Consider the following 19535-nt stretch of genomic DNA (forward strand, 5'->3'; position numbering starts at 1 on the left):
GCAAACCTATTCTGGAGGCCTTGAACACACTTGCCACGGAGTCCCTCATGAACACGGATCTCTCGACATCGCAGCAGCAACCGGCAACCGAACGCCTGCCGCTGAGCCTGGGCTGGCTTGCGCTGGGCGCCTTCGCCCTCGGCACCGAAAGCTTCATGGTCGTGGGCCTGCTGCCGCTGCTGGCGGCCGATCTGCAGATCAGCGCCGCGCGGGCCGGGCAACTGGTGCTGCTGTTCGCGCTGAGCTACGCCATCGGCTCGCCGGTAATGGCGGCGCTACTGGCGCGCTTCGGGCGCCGGCCGCTGCTGATTGCCAGCCTCGCGGCCTTCTCGGCGCTGACGCTGGCGGCGTCGATGGCGCACGGCTTTGCGCAGCTGGCGCTGGCGCGGGTCGCGCTGGGGCTGGTAGCCGGCGTGTTCCTGCCGACCGCGAGCGCCGTGGCGGCCGCGATGGTGTCGCCCGCGCTGCGCGGCCGGGCGCTGGCCATCGTGACCGGCGGGGGTACGGTGGCGGTCGCGCTTGGCGTGCCGCTGGGTGCGTGGATCGCGAGCTGGGGCGGCTGGCGCACGGCCTACCTGCTGATCGCGGCGGTGGCGGCGCTCGCCACATGGGGGCTCGCGCTTGGACTGCCGCGCCAACTGGCGCAGGCGCCGGTCGTCGCAGCCGCCGCCACGAAGGGCACACCGGCGTTCGCCGTGGCCCGCGAACCGGGCGTGCTGCCTGCGCTGCTGACCACCATGCTGTGGACCACGGGCGGCTTCAGCTTCTACACCTACATCGCCACGTTCCTTTCGGGCACGCTGGGCTTCGGCACCGAGGCCGTGGGCGCGATGTTCTTCGCCATCGGCGTGGCGGCGGCCATCGGCACCGCGGCCGGCGGCTGGGCCACCGACCGCCTCGGCGCCGACCGCACGGCGCAGGGCTTCGCTCTGATGCTGGTGGTGATCCTGGGCGGGCTGTCGTTCTCGGCGCAGATGCTGCCGCGCGGCCTGGCGCTGCCGCTGATCGTGGGGCTGTCGGCGCTGTGGGCCTTCGCTGGCTGGGGCTTCGGGCCGGCGCAGGCGGTGCGGCTGATCCGGCTGGCACCGGAGCGCGCACCGATGACGCTGTCGCTCAACGCCTCGGCGATCTACCTCGGCATTGCGGCGGGCTCGGTGTCCGGCGGCGCGGCGATCGACCTGGTCGGCGTCAGCGCGGTGGGTTGGGTGGGCGCGGCCTTCCAGTTCGCGGGATTGATGCTGCTGTTACGCGCGGCGCACAAGGCGCGGACGGCCGGTTCGACGCTGGCGGCGGCTGCGGCGGCCTGAGCGCCTGTCGAATTACTATTCTTTTGATAGCAAACAACTCTCCAATCACGGCCCTTCGGGGCCTTTTTCATGGGATCGTTGTTTTTAAGACCGGCAATTGTCATGCCCCGCAAGCTATAATGTCGGGTTCGTTTCGATACCACGACGAAGAATTTCGTCAATACCGCCGGCTGACCTGCACTGTCCTTGGATTATTCAGGCCTCTCACTCCCAAGCCGGCTTTCACAGTGTGTTGGAGCGCCAGACCGGGCGCCCATGATTGCCACCACTGCCTTCGTTCCTGTTGAAGCGAATAGCGCGTCCGCCGCGCCATTCCGGCCGGCCCACGCCCGTTTTCAATTATTTTTCAGGCACTTCGCGCTCTGTATCCGCGCGGCGTGCCAAGGCTTCATGGACATCATTCAACACAGTATCGCGGTGGGCAAGTACCTTGTTTCCCCGCTCATTCGACACCAGGACGACGGCAACTACGCTGCTTCCGTCTCGATCCGCTCCGGCCACGGCAGCGGCATGCACGACCGCGTGATGCGCTTCACGCCGCGCTTTGCCAGCCACGCAGCCGCCGTCGGCTACGCCATCGACCAGGGCCTCGGCTGGGTGCGCGAACGCGCTCCCAGCAATGCCCCTCTCGCGCTTCCGTGCGCGGGCTGAAACAATTACGCCCAATTCCATCTCCAACACACATCGAACGATTCAGAGGTAACCACACATGCCCAAGGAAGAACTGATCGAAATGAACGGCGCAGTGACCGAAGTCCTGCCCGACTCGCGCTACCGCGTCACGCTGGACAACGGCCATCAGCTGATCGCCTACAGCGGCGGCAAGATGCGCAAGCACCACATCCGCATCCTGGCGGGTGACAAGGTGTCGCTCGAACTCTCGCCCTACGACCTGACCAAGGGCCGTATCACCTTCCGTCACCTGGAACGTCGCGGCCCGCCGCCGACCAACTCCGGCAACAACAACGCACCCCGCCGCTGATCCGCGACTGACGAAAGGCCTTGCGGCGCCCCGCGACGGGCGCCGGCAAGGCCTTTGTCATTCGTGCGTCTGTCCGGCTGCTGAACGATGACCACACCCAATCCCACAGCCGGCGGCCCGCAAGCCCAGGCCCCTGCCGACAACGGCTTCGCCGCGCTGGCGCTCTCGCCCCAGATGCTGGCCAACCTCACGCAGCTCGGCTACACGCAGATGACGCCGATCCAGGCGGCCAGCCTGCCGCCAGCGCTGCTCGGCAAGGACCTGATCGCCCAGGCCAAGACCGGCAGCGGCAAGACAGCCGCCTTTGCCCTGGCGCTGCTCTCCAACCTGAACCCCCGCCGCTTCGCAGTGCAGTCGATGGTGCTGTGCCCGACGCGCGAGCTGGCCGACCAGGTCACGACCGAAATCCGCCGCCTCGCGCGCGCCGAGGAAAACATCAAGGTCGTCACGCTCTGCGGCGGCGTCGCGTTGCGCGGGCAGATCGCCAGCCTGGAGCATGGCGCCCACATCGTGGTCGGCACTCCAGGCCGCCTGATGGACCACCTGGAGCGCGGCAACCTCGACCTCTCGGCGCTCAACACGCTGGTGCTCGACGAAGCCGACCGCATGCTGGACATGGGCTTCTTCGACGACATCGTGAAGGTGGCGCGCCAGTGCCCCAAGGAACGCCAGACGCTGCTGTTCTCGGCCACGTACCCCGAAGGCATCGCCAAGCTCGCGCAACAGTTCATGAAGAACCCCGAGCAGATCACGGTGCAGGCGCAGCATGAAGGCAGCAAGATCCGCCAGCGCTGGTATCAGGTGAAGGACAGCGAGCGGCTGCACACCGTGAGCCTGCTGCTCGACCATTTCCGCCCCGTCAGCACGCTGGCCTTCTGCAACACCAAGCAGCAGTGCCGCGACCTCGTCGAGGTGCTGCAGGCCCAGGGCTTCAGCGCGCTGGCGCTGTTCGGCGAACTGGAGCAGCGCGAGCGCGACCAGGTGCTGGTGCAGTTTTCCAACCGCAGCTGCTCGGTGCTGGTGGCAACCGACGTGGCGGCGCGCGGGCTCGACATTGCGCAGCTCGAGGCGGTGATCAACGTCGACGTGACGCCCGATTCGGAAATCCACATCCACCGCATCGGCCGCACCGGCCGCGTGGGCCAGTCGGGTGACGCCGAGGGCCTGGCGCTGAACCTGGCCAGCATGAACGAGATGGGCAGCGTCGGAAAGATCGAGCAGCTGCAGGGCCGCGAGTCCGAATGGCACGAACTGGCCGAGCTCACGCCGGGCAAGGGCGCGCCGCTGCAGCCGCCGATGGCCACGCTGCAGATCGTCGGCGGGCGCAAGGAAAAGATCCGGGCCGGCGACGTGCTGGGCGCGCTCACGGGCGATTGCGGCTACGCGAAGGACCAGGTCGGCAAGATCAACGTCAACGAGTTCTCGACCTACGTGGCGGTCGACCGAGCCATCGCCGAAGAAGCGGCGCGCAAGCTGTCCAGCGGCCGCGTGAAGGGCAAGTCGGTCAAGGTGCGGCTGCTGACGCTGCAGGACCTGTAGCAGCCCCTGCTGGCTGCGGCGTGACGAGCGCCGAGGTCGGCGCCACCGGTGCATCGAGCACCGGAGCCGGCGCCGCATCGGGCGCCTCCTGCCGCGCCAGCTTCGCGGCCAGCCGGAACGCCACCACCACCGCCAGCAAGCCGAAGATCGACGAGCCCACGGCCTGCCCGATCAGCACGCCGGCCGCGCCGTAGTGCGAGCCCCACCAGGCGAACGGAATCGTGCCCAGCGTGGCGCGCCCCCAGTTGAACGTCGTCGACAGCAGCGGATGCCCTAGGTTGTTGAACGACGCATTCGCCACGAACAGCCCGCCCGCGAAGAAGAAGCTCGCGGCCAGCCAGCTGCAGAACAGCGAGATCAGCTCCGCCGCCAGCCCGTCGGCCGAGAACGCGCGAATCAGCACGCCCTGTCCCAGTGCCAGCACCAGCCACGCCACGGCCACCGACGCCACCATGAACAGCAGGCTGTCGCGCAGCCCTTCCTGCACGCGGCGGTACTGCCCCGCGCCCAGGTTCTGCGCAAGGATCGGCCCGACCGCACCGCTGAGCGCATAGACCAGCCCGAAGGCCACTGGCGTCAGCCGGTCGATGGTGGCCGCGCCCGCCACCGCCGACGGCCCGAACTGCGCGACCGCATGCGTGACGAAGGCCGCGCCCACCGGCGTTGCAAGATTGGTCAGCACAGCCGGCCCAGCCACCGTGCCGAGCGCGCGCGCATCGCCGGCCAACTGCTGCGCATCGAAGCGCCCGAGCATCCGGTGCTTCACCATCACGCCATGCAGCCCGATGGCCGCCAGCACCATGCGCGAGACCACCGCGCTGATGGCCGCGCCGTCGAGCCCCAGCCCGAAGCCGAAGATCAATATCGGGTCGAGCACCGCCGTCACGAAGGCGGCCGCGAGCGTCACCGTCATCGCGCGGCGTGCGTCGCCGATCGAACGCAGCAGCGCCGAAGTTGCCATGCCGATGCCCAGCAGAGGCAGCGTGTGCACCGTCACCGAGAGGTATCGCTGCGCGAGCCGCGCCGTCTCGCCCTCGGCGCCGAGCGCCTGCAGCGCGGGGTGCAAAAAGAAAGCCGTGCCCGTGCCCACCACCACCGACACCGCCGTCATCAGCACGAGGCTCGATGTGCCGATGCGGCGCGCGTCCTCGATGCGTCCGGCGCCCACCGTGCGCGACACCACAGCCGCGATGCCGATGGTCAACCCGATGCACAGCGACGCATGAAAGAAGCCCACCACGCCCGCGAAGCCAACCGCCGCGGCCGTCGCCTTCTCCCCGAGCAGCGAGATGTAGAACAGGTTGATCAGGTCGACCGCGAACACTGCGATCAGCCCGATGGCGCCCGTGCCCGCCATCACGCAGACATGCCGCAGCAGCGACCCCGAAACGAAGCGTGCACGCTCGACACCGCCGGTTGTTTCGGCTATTGGCATGTGAAATTCTCGATGTGGCCTAATTGCAGCTCGAACATTACTTTTACCCGAGCTTTTCATGCCCAAGAAAATTCGTACCGAAGCCGACCGCGTTGCCACCCCGAAGCCGACGCCCCTGCCCGGCTACACGGCGCCTCGCTCCGGTGGCGGCCAGAAGGTCAGCCTGGAACGCGGCACCGCAACGCGCAGCAAGAAGAACCCTGGCAAGCGCGCCAAGAAGGGCGGCTGATCCATCAGCCCCCGCCTGGCTCCCACCTGAGCCACGACAGACGCGCCCCAGGGCGCGTTTTGTCATTGGGGCAGCTATAAATCGCAATGTCCGACGACAACCAGATCCTCATCCCGCCCTCGTTCTTCGCGGTGTACACCGATGCGCGCCAGCGCCTGAGCGAGCCGATCGGCGTGGTGCGCGAGCGCTACGAGATCTGCGAAGACCTCGCCAGCCACCTCGTGGGCCACGCGCAGATCCAGCACCACACCGAGGTACCGGTCGAAAGCGAGATCCTGCGGCGCATCCACGCCGGGCTGGCGACGCCTGAATCCGGCGTATCAGCGGCCGAGGCGGGCTGGATCGTGCAGCGGCTGGCCGAGCTGCTGGGCTGGCAGGGCCCAGAGCCGGCGCCCGAAGCGGACTGAGCCCCTGCCGGAGCGCCCTCATGCTGCTCAAGGTCGGAGAACTCGCCCGGCACACCGGCCTCACGGTGCGCACGCTGCACCACTACGACGCCATCGGCCTGCTCGCGCCCTCGGCACGCTCCGAGGCCGGCTACCGGCTCTACAACGCGGCCGACATCGCCCGCCTGCACGCGATCCAGGCACTGCGGCTGCTGGGCCTGCCGCTGGCGGAGATCGGCGCCTTGCTGGGTGCGGAGAGCAGCTCGCTGCCCACCATCATCGCGCGGCAGATCGAATCGCTCGACCAGCAGATCGCACAGGCCACGGCCTTGCGTGAACGCCTCGGCCTGCTGCAGCAGCGCCTGGACGAAGGCGCCCAGCCCGACATGAAGGACTGGCTGGACACGCTCGAGAAGATGACCACCTATGGGCGCTACTTCAGCCCCGCCGAGATCAGGTCGTTCATGGCCAACTGGAAGGACGTGGCCGACCGGTGGCCGCCGCTGGTGGCCGAGGTGGCCGCGCTGATGTCGCGCGGCGTGCCGGCCAGCGCCCCCGAGGTGCAGCCGCTGGCCGCCCGCTGGATGACGCTGATGGGCCAGTGGATGGACGGCAGCTTCGACCTCATCACACGCTGGGGCGAGATGTACCGGCGTGAGCCCGTGGCGCGCAGCGACGACGGGCCGCCGGCCGAACTGGTGGAGTACATCGGCGAAGCCATCGGCATGCGCATGGCCGCGCTGCTGCGCCACCTGAGCACCGACGATCTCGCGCACCTAAGCCGCCCGCCCGAGGACGAATGGCGGCGCCTGGCGGGCGAACTCGCCGTGCTGCGGGCGCGCGGAGTCCCTCCTGAAGACGAATCGGTGCAGGCCATCGCGCGCGAATGGGCTCGCCTGTTCGCCGCCTTCACGAACCACGACCCCGGCCTGGCAGCCCGCCTGATGCGGGCGATGAATGCAGAGCCGGTGCTGCAGGCCGCCGCCGTGACCACGCCCGAAGTGCGCGACTACCTGCTGCGCGCCATGGCCGTGCTGCAGCAGAAAAATTCGCTGCCGCCCACCAGCAGCGCTTGACCCTGACGTTGCGTGAGGCCCGACAGTGGCCGCATGAACAACCCAACCACGCCCCAACGGCTCCACGCGCTCGACAACCTCCGCGCCCTGATGATGTGGCTCGGCATCGTGCTGCACGTGGCGATCAACCACCTCACCATCAATTCGCCGCTGCCATGGCGCGACCCGAAGACGTCGCCGGTCGCCGACCTGCTTTTGCTCTTCATCCACAGCTTCCGCATGCCGGTGTTCTTCGTGCTGGCCGGCTTCTTCGTCGCGCTGCTGGTCGCACGGCGCGGCGCGAACGGCATGCTGAAGAACCGCGCGCTGCGGCTGGCGCTGCCCTTCGCGATTTTCTGGCCGCCGCTGTTCGTGGCGACCACCGTGCTGGCGATGGTCTACATCCACCTGACGGCGCGCGGCGTGCTTGGTATCGACCCTGCGCTGACGCCCGCGCGGCAGCCCGGCGGCTCGCCTTTCAACACCATGCACCTGTGGTTCCTGTACCAGCTGTTCTGGTTCAGCGTGATGGCCTGGGCCGGCGTGCGGCTGCAGCGCTTCGTGCCGATGCGGCTGCGCGAGACGCTGGCCCACGGGTTCGTGACGCTGGCCGAACGGCGCTGGGGCTTCGCGGTGCTGGCGCTGCCACTGGCACTCGTCGGCTCTTTCTATCCGTCCGGCATGGTCACGGAGAGCGGCTCGTTCCTGCCGCCGCTGGCCGAATGGGTGCAGAGCGGGCTCTTCTTCGTGGTCGGCTGGTACGTGCACGGCCAGCAGGAGCGGCTGCTGGCGCTGTTCGCGTCGCGCTGCAAGGGCCATGCGGTGGCCGGCCTCGCATTCCTTGTGGCGACGGTGATGTTGCTGGGGGCATTGCGCGGCAACCGTCTCCAGTCACTGCCGCACCCCGAGTTCTGGATCGCCTTCGTCTACAACGCAACCGCATGGCTCTGGAGCCTGGCACTGATCGGCGGCTTCGTGCGCTACCTGCCGCGCCAGAGCGCCGTGCTGGCCTACCTGTCGCAAAGCTCGTACTGGGTGTACCTGGTGCACATGCTCGGCACCATCGGCTTCGGCATCCTGCTGTTCAACGCGCCCTTCGGCGCGGTCGCGAAGATGGGCCTGAACGTAGTGGCCACGTCGCTGGTGGCGCTCGCCAGCTACCAGCTGCTGGTGCGCCACACCCGCCTCGGCTCGCTGCTGAACGGTCAGCGCGCGGAAAAGCGCTCGACCAGGAAGTCGACGAAGGCGCGGGTCTTGGCCGCCAAGTGACGCGAGGGATAGACGGCGTAGATCGGCGTCCGGTCGGCCTCCCAGTCTTCGAGCACGGCCTGCAGGCGGCCTGAAGCCAGTTCGCTCTCGACGTAGATGCGCGGAATCAGGCTCAGGCCGAAGCCCGCAAGCAGCGCGTCGCGCACGGCGATGCTGGAGCTGACCTTGTAGCGCCCGTCGATGGGCACCGCCACGCTGCGGCCGGCGCGGCTGAAGGTCCACTTGTTCGCGTGGCCCGACAGCGTGAACTGCACACACTCGTGGGCCTTCAGGTCTTCGGGCTGCGCGGGCCGGCCGAAGGTGGCGAAATAGCCGGGCGCGCCGCACAGCACGTGAGTCATGGTCATCAGCTTGCGCGCGACGAGGCTCGAATCCTCCAGCCGGTCGCTGCCGCGGATGGCGAGGTCGTAGCCCTCGCCGATGATGTCCGAGCGGCTGTCCTGCAGGTTCAGTTCGAGCCGCAGGTTCGGGTAGCGCTTCATGAATTCGGGAATGGCCGGCGACAGCGAAGTGAGCGCGAAGGTCAGCGGCGCGCTCACGCGCAGCACGCCGCCGGGGCTGCTGCCCATGGGCGCGAGCGCGGCATCGGCCTCGGTGAGTTCGTCGAGGATGCGCGACAGGCGCTCGAAGTACGCAGCGCCCGCTTCGGTCAGGCTCATCTGCCGAGTGGTGCGGTTGATGAGCCGCACCTTCAAATGCGCCTCCAGCTCCGCGATGTTCTTGCTGATGGCCGCGGCCGAGAGCCCCATTTGCCGCGCGGCGCCGGCAAAGCTGCCCGCGGCGGCGGTGGTGCGGAAGACCTTGAGAGCCGTGAGATGGTCCATGCTGGATTGACGACCTACAGTAAAGAATCAATTCATTATTCGAGCATTCACAACCAAGGGTCAACTCACTAGATTCGAGGCATGACCAGCCGCACCACCGACATCCTCCTCACCGCAGCCGCGCCCGCCATCTGGGGCAGCACCTACATCGTGACCACCGAGCTGCTGCCGGCGAACTACCCGCTGACAGTTGCCCTGCTGCGCGCGTTGCCCGCGGGCCTGCTGTTGCTGCTGATCGTGCGCAAGCTGCCCGAACGCGCGTGGTGGGGCCGCATCTTCGTGCTCGGGGCGCTGAACTTCTCGATCCTCTGGGCCATGCTGTTTCTCGCGGCGTATCGACTGCCGGGCGGCGTGGCGGCGACGATCACTTCGGTGCAGCCGCTGCTCGTGGTGTTCCTCGCGAGCGTCTTCCTGGGCTCGCCGGTGCGCGCGCTGTCGGTGGCGGCGGCAGTGGTCGGCATCGGCGGGGTCGCACTGCTGGTGCTCACGCCGAATGCGGCGCTCGATGCCATCGGCATTGCCGCAGCCATCGCCGCGGCAGTGTCGATGGCCTTCGGCACAGTGCTGAGCCGCCGCTGGCAGCCGCCGGTGTCCGCGCTGACGTTCACCGCCTGGCAGCTCACCGCGGGCGGCCTGCTGCTGTTGCCGGTGGCGCTGCTGCTGGAACCGCCGCTGCCCGCGCTCACGGTGCAGAACTGGATCGGCTTCGGCTGGCTCGGCCTCGTGGGCGCTGCGCTGACCTACATCGTGTGGTTCCGTGGTGTGGCCAAGCTTGAGCCATCAGCGATCGCGCCGCTGGCCTTCCTGAGCCCGGTGACGGCAGTGATCCTTGGCTGGGCGCTGCTGGGGCAGAGCTTGTCGGCGTGGCAGGTGGCGGGCATCGGCATCGTGATCGCGAGCATCTGGCTCAGCCAGCATGCGCAGCGCGGCGCACAGCCGTTGGTGCGGCCCGCGCCGGCGATCCGCTAGGCGGCAAGCGCCGTGGCGCGCTTCAGCAGGCTCAGGTAGCCGGGCTGCACTTCCATTCGCACGATCGCGCCCTGCCGCTGCAGCAGGCGATGCGCCTCTGGCAAGGCCCAGCAGGGCAGGTTGGTGAACATGTGGTGCTCGCAGTGGTAGTTGACCCAGTAGGGCGCCACCAGGATGCGTTCGAGCCAGCCGGCGTGCGTGGTGCGGGCCTGCCGCAGCGGATCGGCCTCGTTCTGCGCGACGAGCGCGTGTTCGGCGATGTTGCGCACGCGGCTCACGAGCGGCAGCCATGTCGCCATCGGCAGCAGCCACATCAGCAGCCATGCCCACCAGTAGCCGGCCACGGCAAAGGCCAGGAAGCCGAGGCCGTTGGCGATGAGAAAGCGGCGGTCTTTCGCAAGCTCCCGGCCCAGCACCTTCAAGACCGATTCGCCCGCAGCGCGATTGCGAATGCCCTCGGCGATGTGCCCGAAGCGCTGCTTGTAGAAAGTCTGCCCGCTCATGTCGCGCACAACCTTGCGCCACATCGAGGCCCGCGTGATCGGGAAGGGCGCCGACAGCACGAGGTCGGGGTCCTCGGTCTGCTGCACGAAGCGATGGTGCTGCAGGTGATACGGCCGGTAGTCGCGCAGCGTCGACGAGCACAGCCAGTAGCCCACCCAGTCGTTGACCTTGCGGTTGCGATGCAGTCCCGCATGCGCCGCGTCGTGCATGAGGATGAACAGGCCCAGCTGCCGCGCGCCGACGATGGGCACCACCAGCGGAATGGTCCACGGCCACACGATGCCCACCAGCATGGCGGCACCGATCACGCCCCAGCAGTGCAGCACCAGCCACAGGCCCTTCCAAGACGAGCGCGCGGTGAGCGATTGCCACTCGTCGGTGGTGAAGAAGTCGTCGGGTTGGGCACGGGGGGCGGCGGCCATGAGACCAGTATGGCGCTGCGAGCCGCTGTGGAACACGCGGAATTCCCCGGGTGGGCGAGGCCCTTCGGCCTACTTGTCGATGATCTTGCGGGCGAAGACTTCGAGATAGTCCATCAACCGGTTGGCACCCGCGATGGCGGCGGCTTCATCGCCCGTCGCGATGCCCTGCGCCAGCTCGAGGTGCGCATTCGCGCCCTCGACGATCTCGCCTTCATGCTGGTACGCGTACCAGAAGCGCCGGCACTGCACGATCAGCGGCACCACCGCCTTCACCGCTGAATCGTTGTGGCTCGCCTGGTGGTTGACGAGGTCCAGCGCGCGGTCGGCCTGCATGTAGTCGTTGAGGTCGCCGCGGCCTGCGGCCTCGACCATCATCTCGGCGCAATGCACGATTTCCTTGCGCTGCTGCGCGGTGGCCCGGCGCGCGGAGCAGGCGGCAATCAGCAGTTCGAGCACGCGCCGGGTCTGGATCACGTCGAGATGGTCGGCCAGGTCGATGGCCGACACCAGCAGCCCGCGGCGCGGCTGCTGCACGATGAGGCCGATGGACACCATGCGCATCAGCGCTTCGCGCACCGGCGTGCGGCCCAGCCCCGTGCGCTCGGCGAGTTCGGCCTCGACGACCTGGCTGCCGGGTTTCAGCAGCATGGTCGACAGCAGCGTCTCGATGGCGTCGTAGGCCATGTCGGCAGCGCGGCGCTTGGGCGGTGCGCGCAAGCTTGTCTTCTTTGGAGCAGTCTTCTTCGGGGCAGCCATGGTTTTCTTTTTCCGCGGATGCGGCGGCGTCATTGTCGGGCGTCGCCGTCGTTCGCCAGCCCCGCCAGTGTCGCTATGCGGACCGGCGACAGCGGCGGACGCGGCACGGGCGGCTCCCATCCGAAGAGAAATTGCGCGGCATCGCCGCAGACACGGCCCTGGCAGGCGCCCATGCCGCAGCGGCGGTGCAGCTTGGCGTCGGTCCAGCCGCTGCAGCCTGCCAGCGCGGAGAAGGGCACGTCTTCGCAGCGGCACACGAGCGTGTCGGGCTGCGGCATGGCCTTGATGTCGGCGGCCAGCGCGAAGCTGCGATGCAGCTGGGCGGCGAAGGCGTTCCAGCGGGCGCGTTCGCCCTCGTGCGCTTTTGCCGCGCGCTCGTTGCCGACGGCGGCGTGGCCGGCGATGGTGCCCTGTGCCAGCGCGCGTTCGCTTCCGCCGAAGCCGGTGCACTCGCCCGCTGCATAGACGCCGGCGACGCTGGTGGCCTGCAAGGCATCGACCGCCAGGGCCTGCGCACCTGGGCCCGTGGGCGTGAGGGCACAGCCGAGCATCTGCCCCAGTTGCGTGTTGGGCGTGAGGCCGAAGCCGCAGGCGATGCGCTCGCAGGCGATCTCGACGTCGCGGTTGCGGCCTTCGCGAAGCCGAACCGATTCGACCTGCGTCGCTCCCTGCGCCGAGACGATGCGCGACGAAGTGCGGTACTGCGGATCGGCGAGCGTCACTGCCTGCGCGGCCTTGCCTGGCCAGCGCGCGAGGCTGGCGCCGAAGCGCGCGACCGAGGCGAACGAAGCCTGTTCGGCGATGCGCAGCACTTTCGCGCCCGCGGCACGTGCCGTTGCGGCAGCGGCAAGCAGCAAGGGGCCGCTGCCCGCGATGACGATGCGCTCGCCCTCGACCGGCATGCCGGCCTTGATGAGCGCCTGCAGGCCGCCCGCACCAGTCACGCCGGGCAACGTCCATCCGGGGAAGGGCAGCAGCAGCTCGCGCGCGCCGGTGCAGAGGATGAGCTTGCGCCATTGCATGCGCGTGGCGCGCTCGGCGTCTTCGAGCAGCAGTTCGTTAAGCGACGGCACGGAGACGACTCGCGTGCCGCTGCGCACGCGGATGCTGGCGTGGCGCTCGAGTGCGTCGCGCCACTTGCGTGCTGCTGGCGGCAGCGTCGCGCCGAGGCCGTCGCGCCAGATCTGTCCGCCGGGCACGGGGTTGTCGTCGATGACGACGATCGATGCGCCGCTCGGCGCGGCAGCCACCGCAGCGGCCATGCCGGCCGGGCCCGCGCCGACGATCAGCACATCGCAATGTTCCATGCTCATCCCGTCGTCTCCACGCGCATGCCTTCGGCGCAGACCGTCTGGCATGCGAGCCTGCGGCGACCATCGATCAGCACACGGCACTCCTGGCACACGCCCATGCCGCAGAACGGCGCGCGTTTCTGGCCGGTGACTGACGTACGCGCCACGCCCATGCCACCAGCCACACGCAGCGCGGCGGCGACTGAGCTGCCCGCCTTTACGCGGACCAGGTGGCCGTCGATGTTCAACAGGGTGTGGGCGCTCATGCTGTCTCCCGCAATCCGCGCGGTGCATACGGCGTCGCATCGAAGTCGGGAGTGGCGTCGGTCATCAATGCCGCGAGCAAGTGCGCGCTGCCCGGCGCGGTGGTCACGCCAAGGCCTTCATGCCCGACGGCAAGCCAGAGCTTCTCGCGCCAAGGGTGCTTGCCCAGCAGCGGCAACCCATCGGGCGACGCTGCACGCATGCCGGTCCAGGAACGCACAGCATTGAGATTCGCGAGCCCCGGCAGGTAATCGAGCGTGCGCTGGAGCATGCGCGCCAGCATCGGCGCTTCGACCGCCGGGTCGGTGGTGTCGAACTGGCGCGACGAGCCAACCAGCAACTGCCCCGTGGGGCGCGGCTGCACGTTGAAGGCGACCGAGTCGCCATCGCTGTGGTGCGCGCTCGTCACGTAGCCGAGCTCGACCAGCTGGTGATGCACCGTGCCCGGATAGCGGTCGGTAATGAGCAGGTGGCCCTTCTTCGGGCGTATCGGAAGTTCGGGACACAGCGTCGTCGCCTGGATGCCGTTGGCGAGCACGATCTGCGGCGCGGTGCGGCGGCTGCCGTCCGCGAGACTCAGCGCGCCGTCGTCTTCGATGGCCTCGACCTTCGCGTGCTCCACGCGCACCGAGTCAGTGGCCTGCGCAAGCAGCCAGCGCGCCGCATTCGGCGCATAGAGGATGCCGTCGCCCGGTACTTCGAGCGCGCCAGCCAAACCCTTGCGCAAGGCGGGCTCGGCGTTCGCCAGTTCGCGCGCATCGAGCAGCCGGCTGTCGATGCCGTGCGCGCGCAGCCGCTGCTGCTTGCGTTCGGCCTCGGCCATCTCTTCGTCGTTGGCGGCAATCCACAGCGTGCCGCAGGCGCTGTACGCGCAGTCTTCGCTCATGCGCGGCGCAAGCTCGCGCCATTGCGCGACCGAATGGCGGCTCAATTCGAGTTCGGCTGCGTTGTCGTCCATCACCACGAGGTGGCCCATGCCCGCGCCGGTGGCGCCGCCGATGCGCGCATCGAGCACCAGCACCCGACGCCCCGCCTGTGCAAGCGCGTGCGCGCAGGCCGCACCGACGATGCCGGCGCCGATGACGATGACATCCGCGTCCATGCCGCGCGGCGTCAGAGCCTGATGCCCCAGCCGAAGGGGTCGTTGTCGTCTATCAGCAGCGTGGCCTCGGCGCTGATGTGCGCGCGACCGCGCAGCGTCGGAATGACCTTGTCGCCGTCCATCGCATAGCTGGCCTCGAAGACGCTGCCGATCACACTGGCCTGCTTCCACACCTGGCCCGGTGCGAGCTTGCCGTCGGCCGCGAGGCAGGCGATCTTGGCGCTGGTGCCGGTGCCGCATGGCGAGCGGTCGTAGGCGTTGCCGGGGCACAGCACGAAGTTGCGGCTGTCGGCGCCTTCGTCATCTGCAGCGAAGAGCTCGATGTGGTCGATCTCCGCGCCGTCCGCGCCGGTGATGCCCTGGGCCGAGAGTGCCTTGCGCAACGCAGTGGTGTAGTCGGTCAGCGCCGCGAGGTTGTCGCTCGCCACGCGCTGGCCGTGTTCGCTCACCAGGAAGAACCAGTTGCCGCCCCAGGCCACATCACCGCGCACGGTGCCGTGGCCCGGCAGCTCGACTGCCACCTGGTGCAGATGCCGGTACGCGGGCACGTTGCGCACGCTCACCGAGCCGTCTTCATGCAGCGTGGTCGTGACCGTGCCCACGGGCGTTTCGATGCGGTGCTCGCCCACGCCGATGCGCCCCATGTGCGCGAGGCTCGCAACCAGCCCGATGGTGCCGTGGCCGCACATGCCGAGGTAGCCGGCGTTGTTGAAGAAGACCACGCCGGCAGCCGCATCCGGCGACACCGGTTCGCACAGCAGCGCGCCCACGATCACGTCGCTGCCGCGCGGCTCCAGCACGGCGGCCGCGCGCCATTTGTCGTGCTGGTCAGCCAGCAGCGTACGGCGCTCGGCCATGCTGCCGCCGCCCAGATCGGGGAAGCCGCCGATCACAAGGCGCGTGGGCTCGCCGCCCGTGTGCGAGTCGATGACCTGGATGCGTTGCATGTGGCGTCGTCCGTTCGTTCAGTAGCTGGCGATGGGCACCGGGGCCGCGTTCTTGAAGGTGAACACAGTGATGGGTGCCTGCTTCATGTTGCCCTTGTCGTCGTAGGCATAGGTTGCGGCGACGCCCTTGTACGTTGCCTTGTAGAGCTCCGCGCCCACCTTGTCGGGGTCGATGGAGTTGGCCTTCTTCATCGACTCGCCGATGAACAGCACCTGGTCGTAGTACGAAGCCGCGTAGGCATCTGGGTCGGCGTTGAAGCGCTTCTTGAATTTTTCCTTGAACGCCGGGCCGCTCTGCGCCTTCTCGAGGATGGAGCCGCCCTGCGCGCAGAACACCAGGTCGTTGACCGCATCGCCGCCGAGCTTGCCGGTGGCCGGACTGCACACGGTGTCGCCGCCAAGCAGCTTGCCGGGCACGGCCAGCTGCTTCATCTGGCGCGCCATGGGCGCGGCCTGCGGTGCATAGCCGCCGAAGAAGATGGCCTCTGGCGCCTTGGCCTTCATGTTGGTCAGGATGGCGGTGAAGTCCACGGCCTTGTCGGTGGTGAACTCCTGGCCGACCACGGTCAGGCCCTGCTTCTTCGCTTCCTTGGTGAACTCTTCGGCGAGCCCCTGGCCAAAGGCGGTGCGGTCGTCGATCACGCCGACCTTCTTCACCTTCAGCTCCTTGGCCGCGTACACGGCCATGCTGGAGCCGATCTGGTTGTCGCTCGCGATGATGCGGTAGAGGTTCTTGTAGCCGCCCTGCGTGACCTTCGGGTTGGTGCCCACGGTGGAGACCATGGTGCCGCCTTCGCTGTAGATGCGCGAAGCCGGGATGGCCACGCCCGAGCAGTACGGGCCCATGACGTACTTGACGCCGTCGTCCACGAACTTCTGCGCGACGCTCACGCCGGTCTTGGCGTCGCACTGGTCGTCTTCCGACACCATCTCGAACTTCAGCGTCTTGCCGCCGACGACGAGCTTCTTCGCGTTGAGCTCCTCGACGGCGAGGCGCACGCCGTTTTCATTGTCCTTGCCCGCGAAGGCATTGGGGCCCGACAGCGGACCGCTGTGGCCGATCTTGACCACCTGCTCCTGCGCATACGCCTGGCCTGCAAGGGCGAGGGCCACGAGGCTTAGAAACGGAACCATGCCTGCTTTTGTCTTCATGCTTCTTCCTAGGTTGGGGACGATGAGAAAGGACGTTCGTTGTGTGCGATTACATGACCGACTGGTACTGAGTGGGCCGCGTCGCGAGCGCCTTCTTGACGATCGCTTCGATGAAGGCGCGCTCCTCGCCGATCAGCGGCAGGCGCGGACGGCGCATGTGCTCGCTGCCCACACCCACCAGCACGTCGATGAGCTTGAGGTTCTGCACCAGCTTGGTCGACACGTCGAGGTGCAGCATGGGCGTCATCCACTGGTAGAGCTTGAGTGCTTCGGCAAACTTGCCGGCTTTCATCAGGTCGTACAGCGCCACGGTCTCGCGCGGGAAGGCGCAGCCCACGCCGGCCAGCAGCCCGTCGCAGCCCAACGCCAGGCCTTCGTAGGCGAGGTCGTCCACGCCCAGGAACAGCTGGTAGCGGTCGCCCACGGTGTTGCGCAGGTCGGTGATGCGGCGGATGTCGTCGGTGCTTTCCTTGATAGCCGCGATCCATTCGCAGTCGGCCAGCTCGACCATGTGCTGCGGCTTCAGGTCGACGCGGTAGGCCACCGGGTTGTTGTAGACCATGATGGGCTTCTGCGCCGCGTTGGCGATGGTGCGCACGTTGAGCATCGCCTCGCGCGCATCGGCCACGTAGATCACCGAGGGCATCACCATGAAGCCGGCCACGCCGAGCTTATTGGCGCCGTCCACGTAGCGCAGCGCTTCGCGCGTGCTGGTTTCTGACACGTTGGCCAGCACCGGGATGCGGCCGTCGGCAGCTTCGAGCGCGATCTTCGCGACCTGCAGCTTTTCTTCCAGCGTCAGCGTGCTGGCTTCGCCGAGCGAGCCGCAGGTGACGAGGCCGTGGATGCCGTTGCGGATCTGGAAGTCGATGTGCCGGGCCGTGCCCTCTGCATCGATGCTCTCGTCGGCGTGGAACTTGGTGGTGACGGCGGGGAAGATGCCTTGCCAGCGGGGATTGCTCACTTGATCGCTCCTTGTGGATGTGCGGTGTGGAAGCGTCGCACTTTAAATATATTAAAGATATATGGTCAAGATATCTCTGGTGCGTACACTCTTCCGCGCCCGGTTTTTCTGTGATATCCGGGAGCGAAGGCGGGGTAGGTCGCGCTACTTGCGACCGTCCGTGGGGCGCAGCAGGCCCCGCTTGAGCGTCACCGGCTTGCCGATGGGTGGCGCGGTCTTCGTCTCGACCGTGCGCAGCGTGCCGTTGTCCATGCGCACGCCCACCTCGTAGACCGTGACGGTGCGCACGTGCTTCTCGATCTCGTTCCCCGCGAAGCCGCCGCCCACTGCACCCAGCACGGTGGTCGCGACGCGCCCATTGCCATGGCCGAACTGGTTGCCCACGAGGCCACCCACCACGCCACCAGCCACGACCCCCACGCCCGAGGTGTTCTGGATGCGCTTCTGAACCGGGCGAACCGATTCGACATGGCCGCAGACCGCGCAAGGTGGCGGGGCGGGAGGCGCGGCAGCGACCTGTGGTGCGTTCATCACGCCTGGCGCCGGTCCGGGCTCGATAGCCGGGGCTGGCATGGGGGCGGGCATCGGTGCAGCCGCCCTCGCTTGTGGCGCCGGGCCTGTCGCGGTAGGCGGCACGGCAGGTGCAGGCGGCATGGATTCAGGCTTGAAATCGTCCGGTGCAATGAGCGACGCAGCGGCAACGACTGGCGGCGGTGCACTCGCACTCGCGGCCGGCTCCTGCCGGTGAAGCAACACCCCGCCAAGCGCCACCACGGCCACGCTCAATGCGCCGATCACGGCCCACAGCGCCTTGGGCGACTTGCCCGTCGGCTGGCCCGGAGGCGGGTTGAATGGCGACGTCGGATCCATGAAAAGCCCCTTTTACGGTCCGGAGCGGAATGCCCCGGAACTCATCAGGAAGCATGAACGCGGGCGGCGCGTTGTCAATTGACCGGCGTCCTACATGGATCGGGTTTGTTTTGTTCGGGGCGCTGGTTGATCGGCCACACACCAGCAGCGTGCCCTCGTGCACAGAGCGCCGGGTGCTCCCCGCAGCGAAATAAAGGAGGAGGCCGAAGGCCGGGGGACATTCGCGGAGGGGAGTACCCGGCGCTCTGTGCACCCACCCTGAACACCTTCAATCGATCTTCGCCCCCGAAGCCTTAACCACAACCCCCATCGCATCCCAATCCGAACGCAGCAGCTTCTGGAATTCCTCCGCGCTCTGGCTGCGCGGCTCCACACCCAGCCGCTTGAAGCGTTCCTGGATCGCCGGGTCGGCCAGCACCTTGTTGGCCGCGGCGTTCAGGCGCTCGACCTCTGCCTTGGGCGTAGCGGCCGGCGCGAGCAGACCGATCCACGAATCGAAGGCGTAGCCCGGCAGCCCGCTCTCGGCCACCGTCGGCAGCTTCGGCAGGAAGGGGCTGCGCGACTGCCCGGTGGAGGCCAGCAGCTTCATGCGCGCGTCGTCCTGGAACCCGATCACGCCGATGCTCGACGAGATCACCGCCTGCACGCGGCCCGCGAGCACCTCGTTGACGGCCTCGCCGGTCGACTTGGTCGGGATGTGCGTCATCTGCAGCCCCGCCTTCGCGAGAAACGACGCCATCGCGAGATGCGTGGCGCTGCCGTTGCCAGCGGAGGCGTAGTTGTACTTGCCTGGGTTGGCCTTGACCTCCTTGATGAAGTCGGCCGTGCTCGACACATTCATGCCGCTCGCCACCGCCAGCACATAGCCCGCATTGCCGACGTTGGCCACGCCGACGAAATCCTTCAGCGGGTCATAGCTCAGCTTGTTGTAGAGAAAGCCCGCGATGTTGTGGCTCGCGGCCGCCAGGATCAGCGTGTTGCCGTCGGCCGGCGCGCGTGCCACCAGGGCCGCGCCCACCGTGCCGCCCGCGCCCGCGCGGTTTTCGACGATCGCACTGGCATTCAGCGCCGCGCCCAGTTCGTTGTTGAAGGCGCGCGCCACCGTGTCCTGCACCGCGCCGGTGGCGAAGGGCACGACGATGTGGATCACGCGCTGCTGCGCATGCACCGGTGCAACGGCACAGAGCACCGCCGCGGCTGCAAGCGCGGTCAATGAACGTCGGGTGAGCGGGGTGGAGGTCATCTGGGTGGCCACTTTCTTCGTCAT

Annotated in this window: 21 protein-coding genes; 9 read left to right on the forward strand and 12 right to left on the reverse strand. The window is 68.0% G+C overall.

Annotation, left to right across the window (positions count from 1 at the left end; genetic code table 11):
* Window positions 1–47 precede the first annotated feature (47 nt).
* The 4 genes from ACSFCA_RS18145 (at window position 48) to dbpA (ending at window position 3828) form a co-directional block, all read left to right on the forward strand.
* Entirely contained in the window at window positions 48–1307 is a 1260-nt protein-coding gene (locus ACSFCA_RS18145) for an MFS transporter (protein WP_435460309.1), read from the forward strand.
* A gap of 390 nt (window positions 1308–1697) precedes the next feature.
* Complete coding sequence (locus ACSFCA_RS18150; protein ID WP_258352177.1) at window positions 1698–1958, forward strand: hypothetical protein; 261 nt, start codon at window positions 1698–1700, stop codon at window positions 1956–1958.
* Between the two features lie 58 nt (window positions 1959–2016).
* Window positions 2017–2289 (forward strand): translation initiation factor IF-1, encoded by a 273-nt coding sequence (gene infA, locus ACSFCA_RS18155; protein ID WP_015867950.1) that lies wholly within the window; start codon window positions 2017–2019, stop codon window positions 2287–2289.
* An 87-nt stretch (window positions 2290–2376) separates the two neighbouring features.
* Window positions 2377–3828, forward strand: a complete 1452-nt coding sequence (gene dbpA, locus ACSFCA_RS18160) for an ATP-dependent RNA helicase DbpA (RefSeq protein ID WP_093076324.1) — start codon at window positions 2377–2379, stop codon at window positions 3826–3828.
* Here the strand turns inward: dbpA and ACSFCA_RS18165 are convergent.
* A complete protein-coding gene (locus ACSFCA_RS18165) occupies window positions 3794–5263 on the reverse strand; it encodes an MATE family efflux transporter (protein WP_435460308.1) in 1470 nt (489 codons plus the stop codon). The two genes, dbpA and ACSFCA_RS18165, sit on opposite strands and share 35 nt — an antisense overlap.
* 58 nt (window positions 5264–5321) lie before the next feature.
* On the opposite strand from ACSFCA_RS18165, the gene ACSFCA_RS18170 reads away from it, so the two are divergent.
* From ACSFCA_RS18170 to ACSFCA_RS18185, 4 genes are all read left to right on the forward strand, one after another.
* On the forward strand, window positions 5322–5492 hold the full coding sequence (locus ACSFCA_RS18170; RefSeq protein ID WP_176928792.1) for a hypothetical protein: 171 nt from the start codon (window positions 5322–5324) through the stop codon (window positions 5490–5492).
* An 86-nt stretch (window positions 5493–5578) separates the two neighbouring features.
* Window positions 5579–5899, forward strand: a complete 321-nt coding sequence (locus ACSFCA_RS18175; RefSeq protein ID WP_093055160.1) for a hypothetical protein — start codon at window positions 5579–5581, stop codon at window positions 5897–5899.
* Window positions 5900–5919: 20 nt separating this feature from the next.
* Window positions 5920–6954: a MerR family transcriptional regulator gene (locus ACSFCA_RS18180; RefSeq protein ID WP_435460307.1), complete on the forward strand. Its 1035-nt coding sequence runs from the start codon at window positions 5920–5922 to the stop codon at window positions 6952–6954.
* 33 nt (window positions 6955–6987) lie between these two features.
* A complete protein-coding gene (locus tag ACSFCA_RS18185) occupies window positions 6988–8202 on the forward strand; it encodes an acyltransferase family protein (protein WP_435460306.1) in 1215 nt (404 codons plus the stop codon).
* Here ACSFCA_RS18185 and ACSFCA_RS18190 read toward each other — a convergent pair.
* Window positions 8139–9026, reverse strand: coding sequence for a LysR family transcriptional regulator (locus ACSFCA_RS18190; RefSeq protein WP_435460305.1), 888 nt, complete (start codon window positions 9024–9026; stop codon window positions 8139–8141). The genes ACSFCA_RS18185 and ACSFCA_RS18190 overlap by 64 nt on opposite strands.
* Window positions 9027–9107: 81 nt before the next feature.
* On the opposite strand from ACSFCA_RS18190, the gene ACSFCA_RS18195 reads away from it, so the two are divergent.
* Window positions 9108–9995 (forward strand): EamA family transporter, encoded by an 888-nt coding sequence (locus tag ACSFCA_RS18195; protein WP_435460304.1) that lies wholly within the window; start codon window positions 9108–9110, stop codon window positions 9993–9995.
* On the opposite strand, the gene ACSFCA_RS18200 is transcribed toward ACSFCA_RS18195, so the two are convergent.
* The 10 genes from ACSFCA_RS18200 to ACSFCA_RS18245 all read right to left on the reverse strand — a co-directional run bounded on the left by ACSFCA_RS18200 (window position 9992) and on the right by ACSFCA_RS18245 (window position 19535).
* Complete coding sequence (locus ACSFCA_RS18200) at window positions 9992–10921, reverse strand: fatty acid desaturase family protein (RefSeq protein ID WP_435460303.1); 930 nt, start codon at window positions 10919–10921, stop codon at window positions 9992–9994. The two genes, ACSFCA_RS18195 and ACSFCA_RS18200, sit on opposite strands and share 4 nt — an antisense overlap.
* A gap of 69 nt (window positions 10922–10990) precedes the next feature.
* Window positions 10991–11677 carry a GntR family transcriptional regulator gene (locus ACSFCA_RS18205; RefSeq protein WP_435460302.1) on the reverse strand — a complete coding sequence of 229 codons (687 nt, stop codon included), beginning with the start codon at window positions 11675–11677 and terminating at the stop codon, window positions 10991–10993.
* A gap of 29 nt (window positions 11678–11706) precedes the next feature.
* The gene (locus ACSFCA_RS18210; protein ID WP_435460301.1) at window positions 11707–12990 is read right to left on the reverse strand and encodes an FAD-dependent oxidoreductase; all 1284 of its coding nucleotides are present in this window, start codon (window positions 12988–12990) and stop codon (window positions 11707–11709) included.
* Entirely contained in the window at window positions 12987–13235 is a 249-nt protein-coding gene (locus tag ACSFCA_RS18215; RefSeq protein WP_258352169.1) for a (2Fe-2S)-binding protein, read from the reverse strand. The genes ACSFCA_RS18210 and ACSFCA_RS18215 overlap by 4 nt, the downstream gene beginning before the upstream one ends.
* Window positions 13232–14335: an NAD(P)/FAD-dependent oxidoreductase gene (locus ACSFCA_RS18220; protein ID WP_435460300.1), complete on the reverse strand. Its 1104-nt coding sequence runs from the start codon at window positions 14333–14335 to the stop codon at window positions 13232–13234. Before ACSFCA_RS18220 ends, ACSFCA_RS18215 begins: the two co-directional genes overlap by 4 nt.
* A gap of 11 nt (window positions 14336–14346) precedes the next feature.
* Window positions 14347–15282, reverse strand: coding sequence for a 4-hydroxyproline epimerase (locus tag ACSFCA_RS18225; RefSeq protein ID WP_435460299.1), 936 nt, complete (start codon window positions 15280–15282; stop codon window positions 14347–14349).
* 18 nt (window positions 15283–15300) lie between these two features.
* On the reverse strand, window positions 15301–16434 hold the full coding sequence (locus ACSFCA_RS18230) for a branched-chain amino acid ABC transporter substrate-binding protein (RefSeq protein ID WP_435460298.1): 1134 nt from the start codon (window positions 16432–16434) through the stop codon (window positions 15301–15303).
* A gap of 49 nt (window positions 16435–16483) precedes the next feature.
* On the reverse strand, window positions 16484–17398 hold the full coding sequence (locus ACSFCA_RS18235) for a dihydrodipicolinate synthase family protein (protein WP_435460297.1): 915 nt from the start codon (window positions 17396–17398) through the stop codon (window positions 16484–16486).
* A gap of 144 nt (window positions 17399–17542) precedes the next feature.
* Entirely contained in the window at window positions 17543–18268 is a 726-nt protein-coding gene (locus ACSFCA_RS18240; RefSeq protein ID WP_435460296.1) for an outer membrane lipoprotein, read from the reverse strand.
* Between the two features lie 268 nt (window positions 18269–18536).
* Entirely contained in the window at window positions 18537–19535 is a 999-nt protein-coding gene (locus ACSFCA_RS18245) for a tripartite tricarboxylate transporter substrate-binding protein (protein ID WP_435460295.1), read from the reverse strand.

Source organism: Variovorax multivorans (assembly GCF_051216835.1).
Classification (GTDB): domain Bacteria; phylum Pseudomonadota; class Gammaproteobacteria; order Burkholderiales; family Burkholderiaceae_C; genus Variovorax.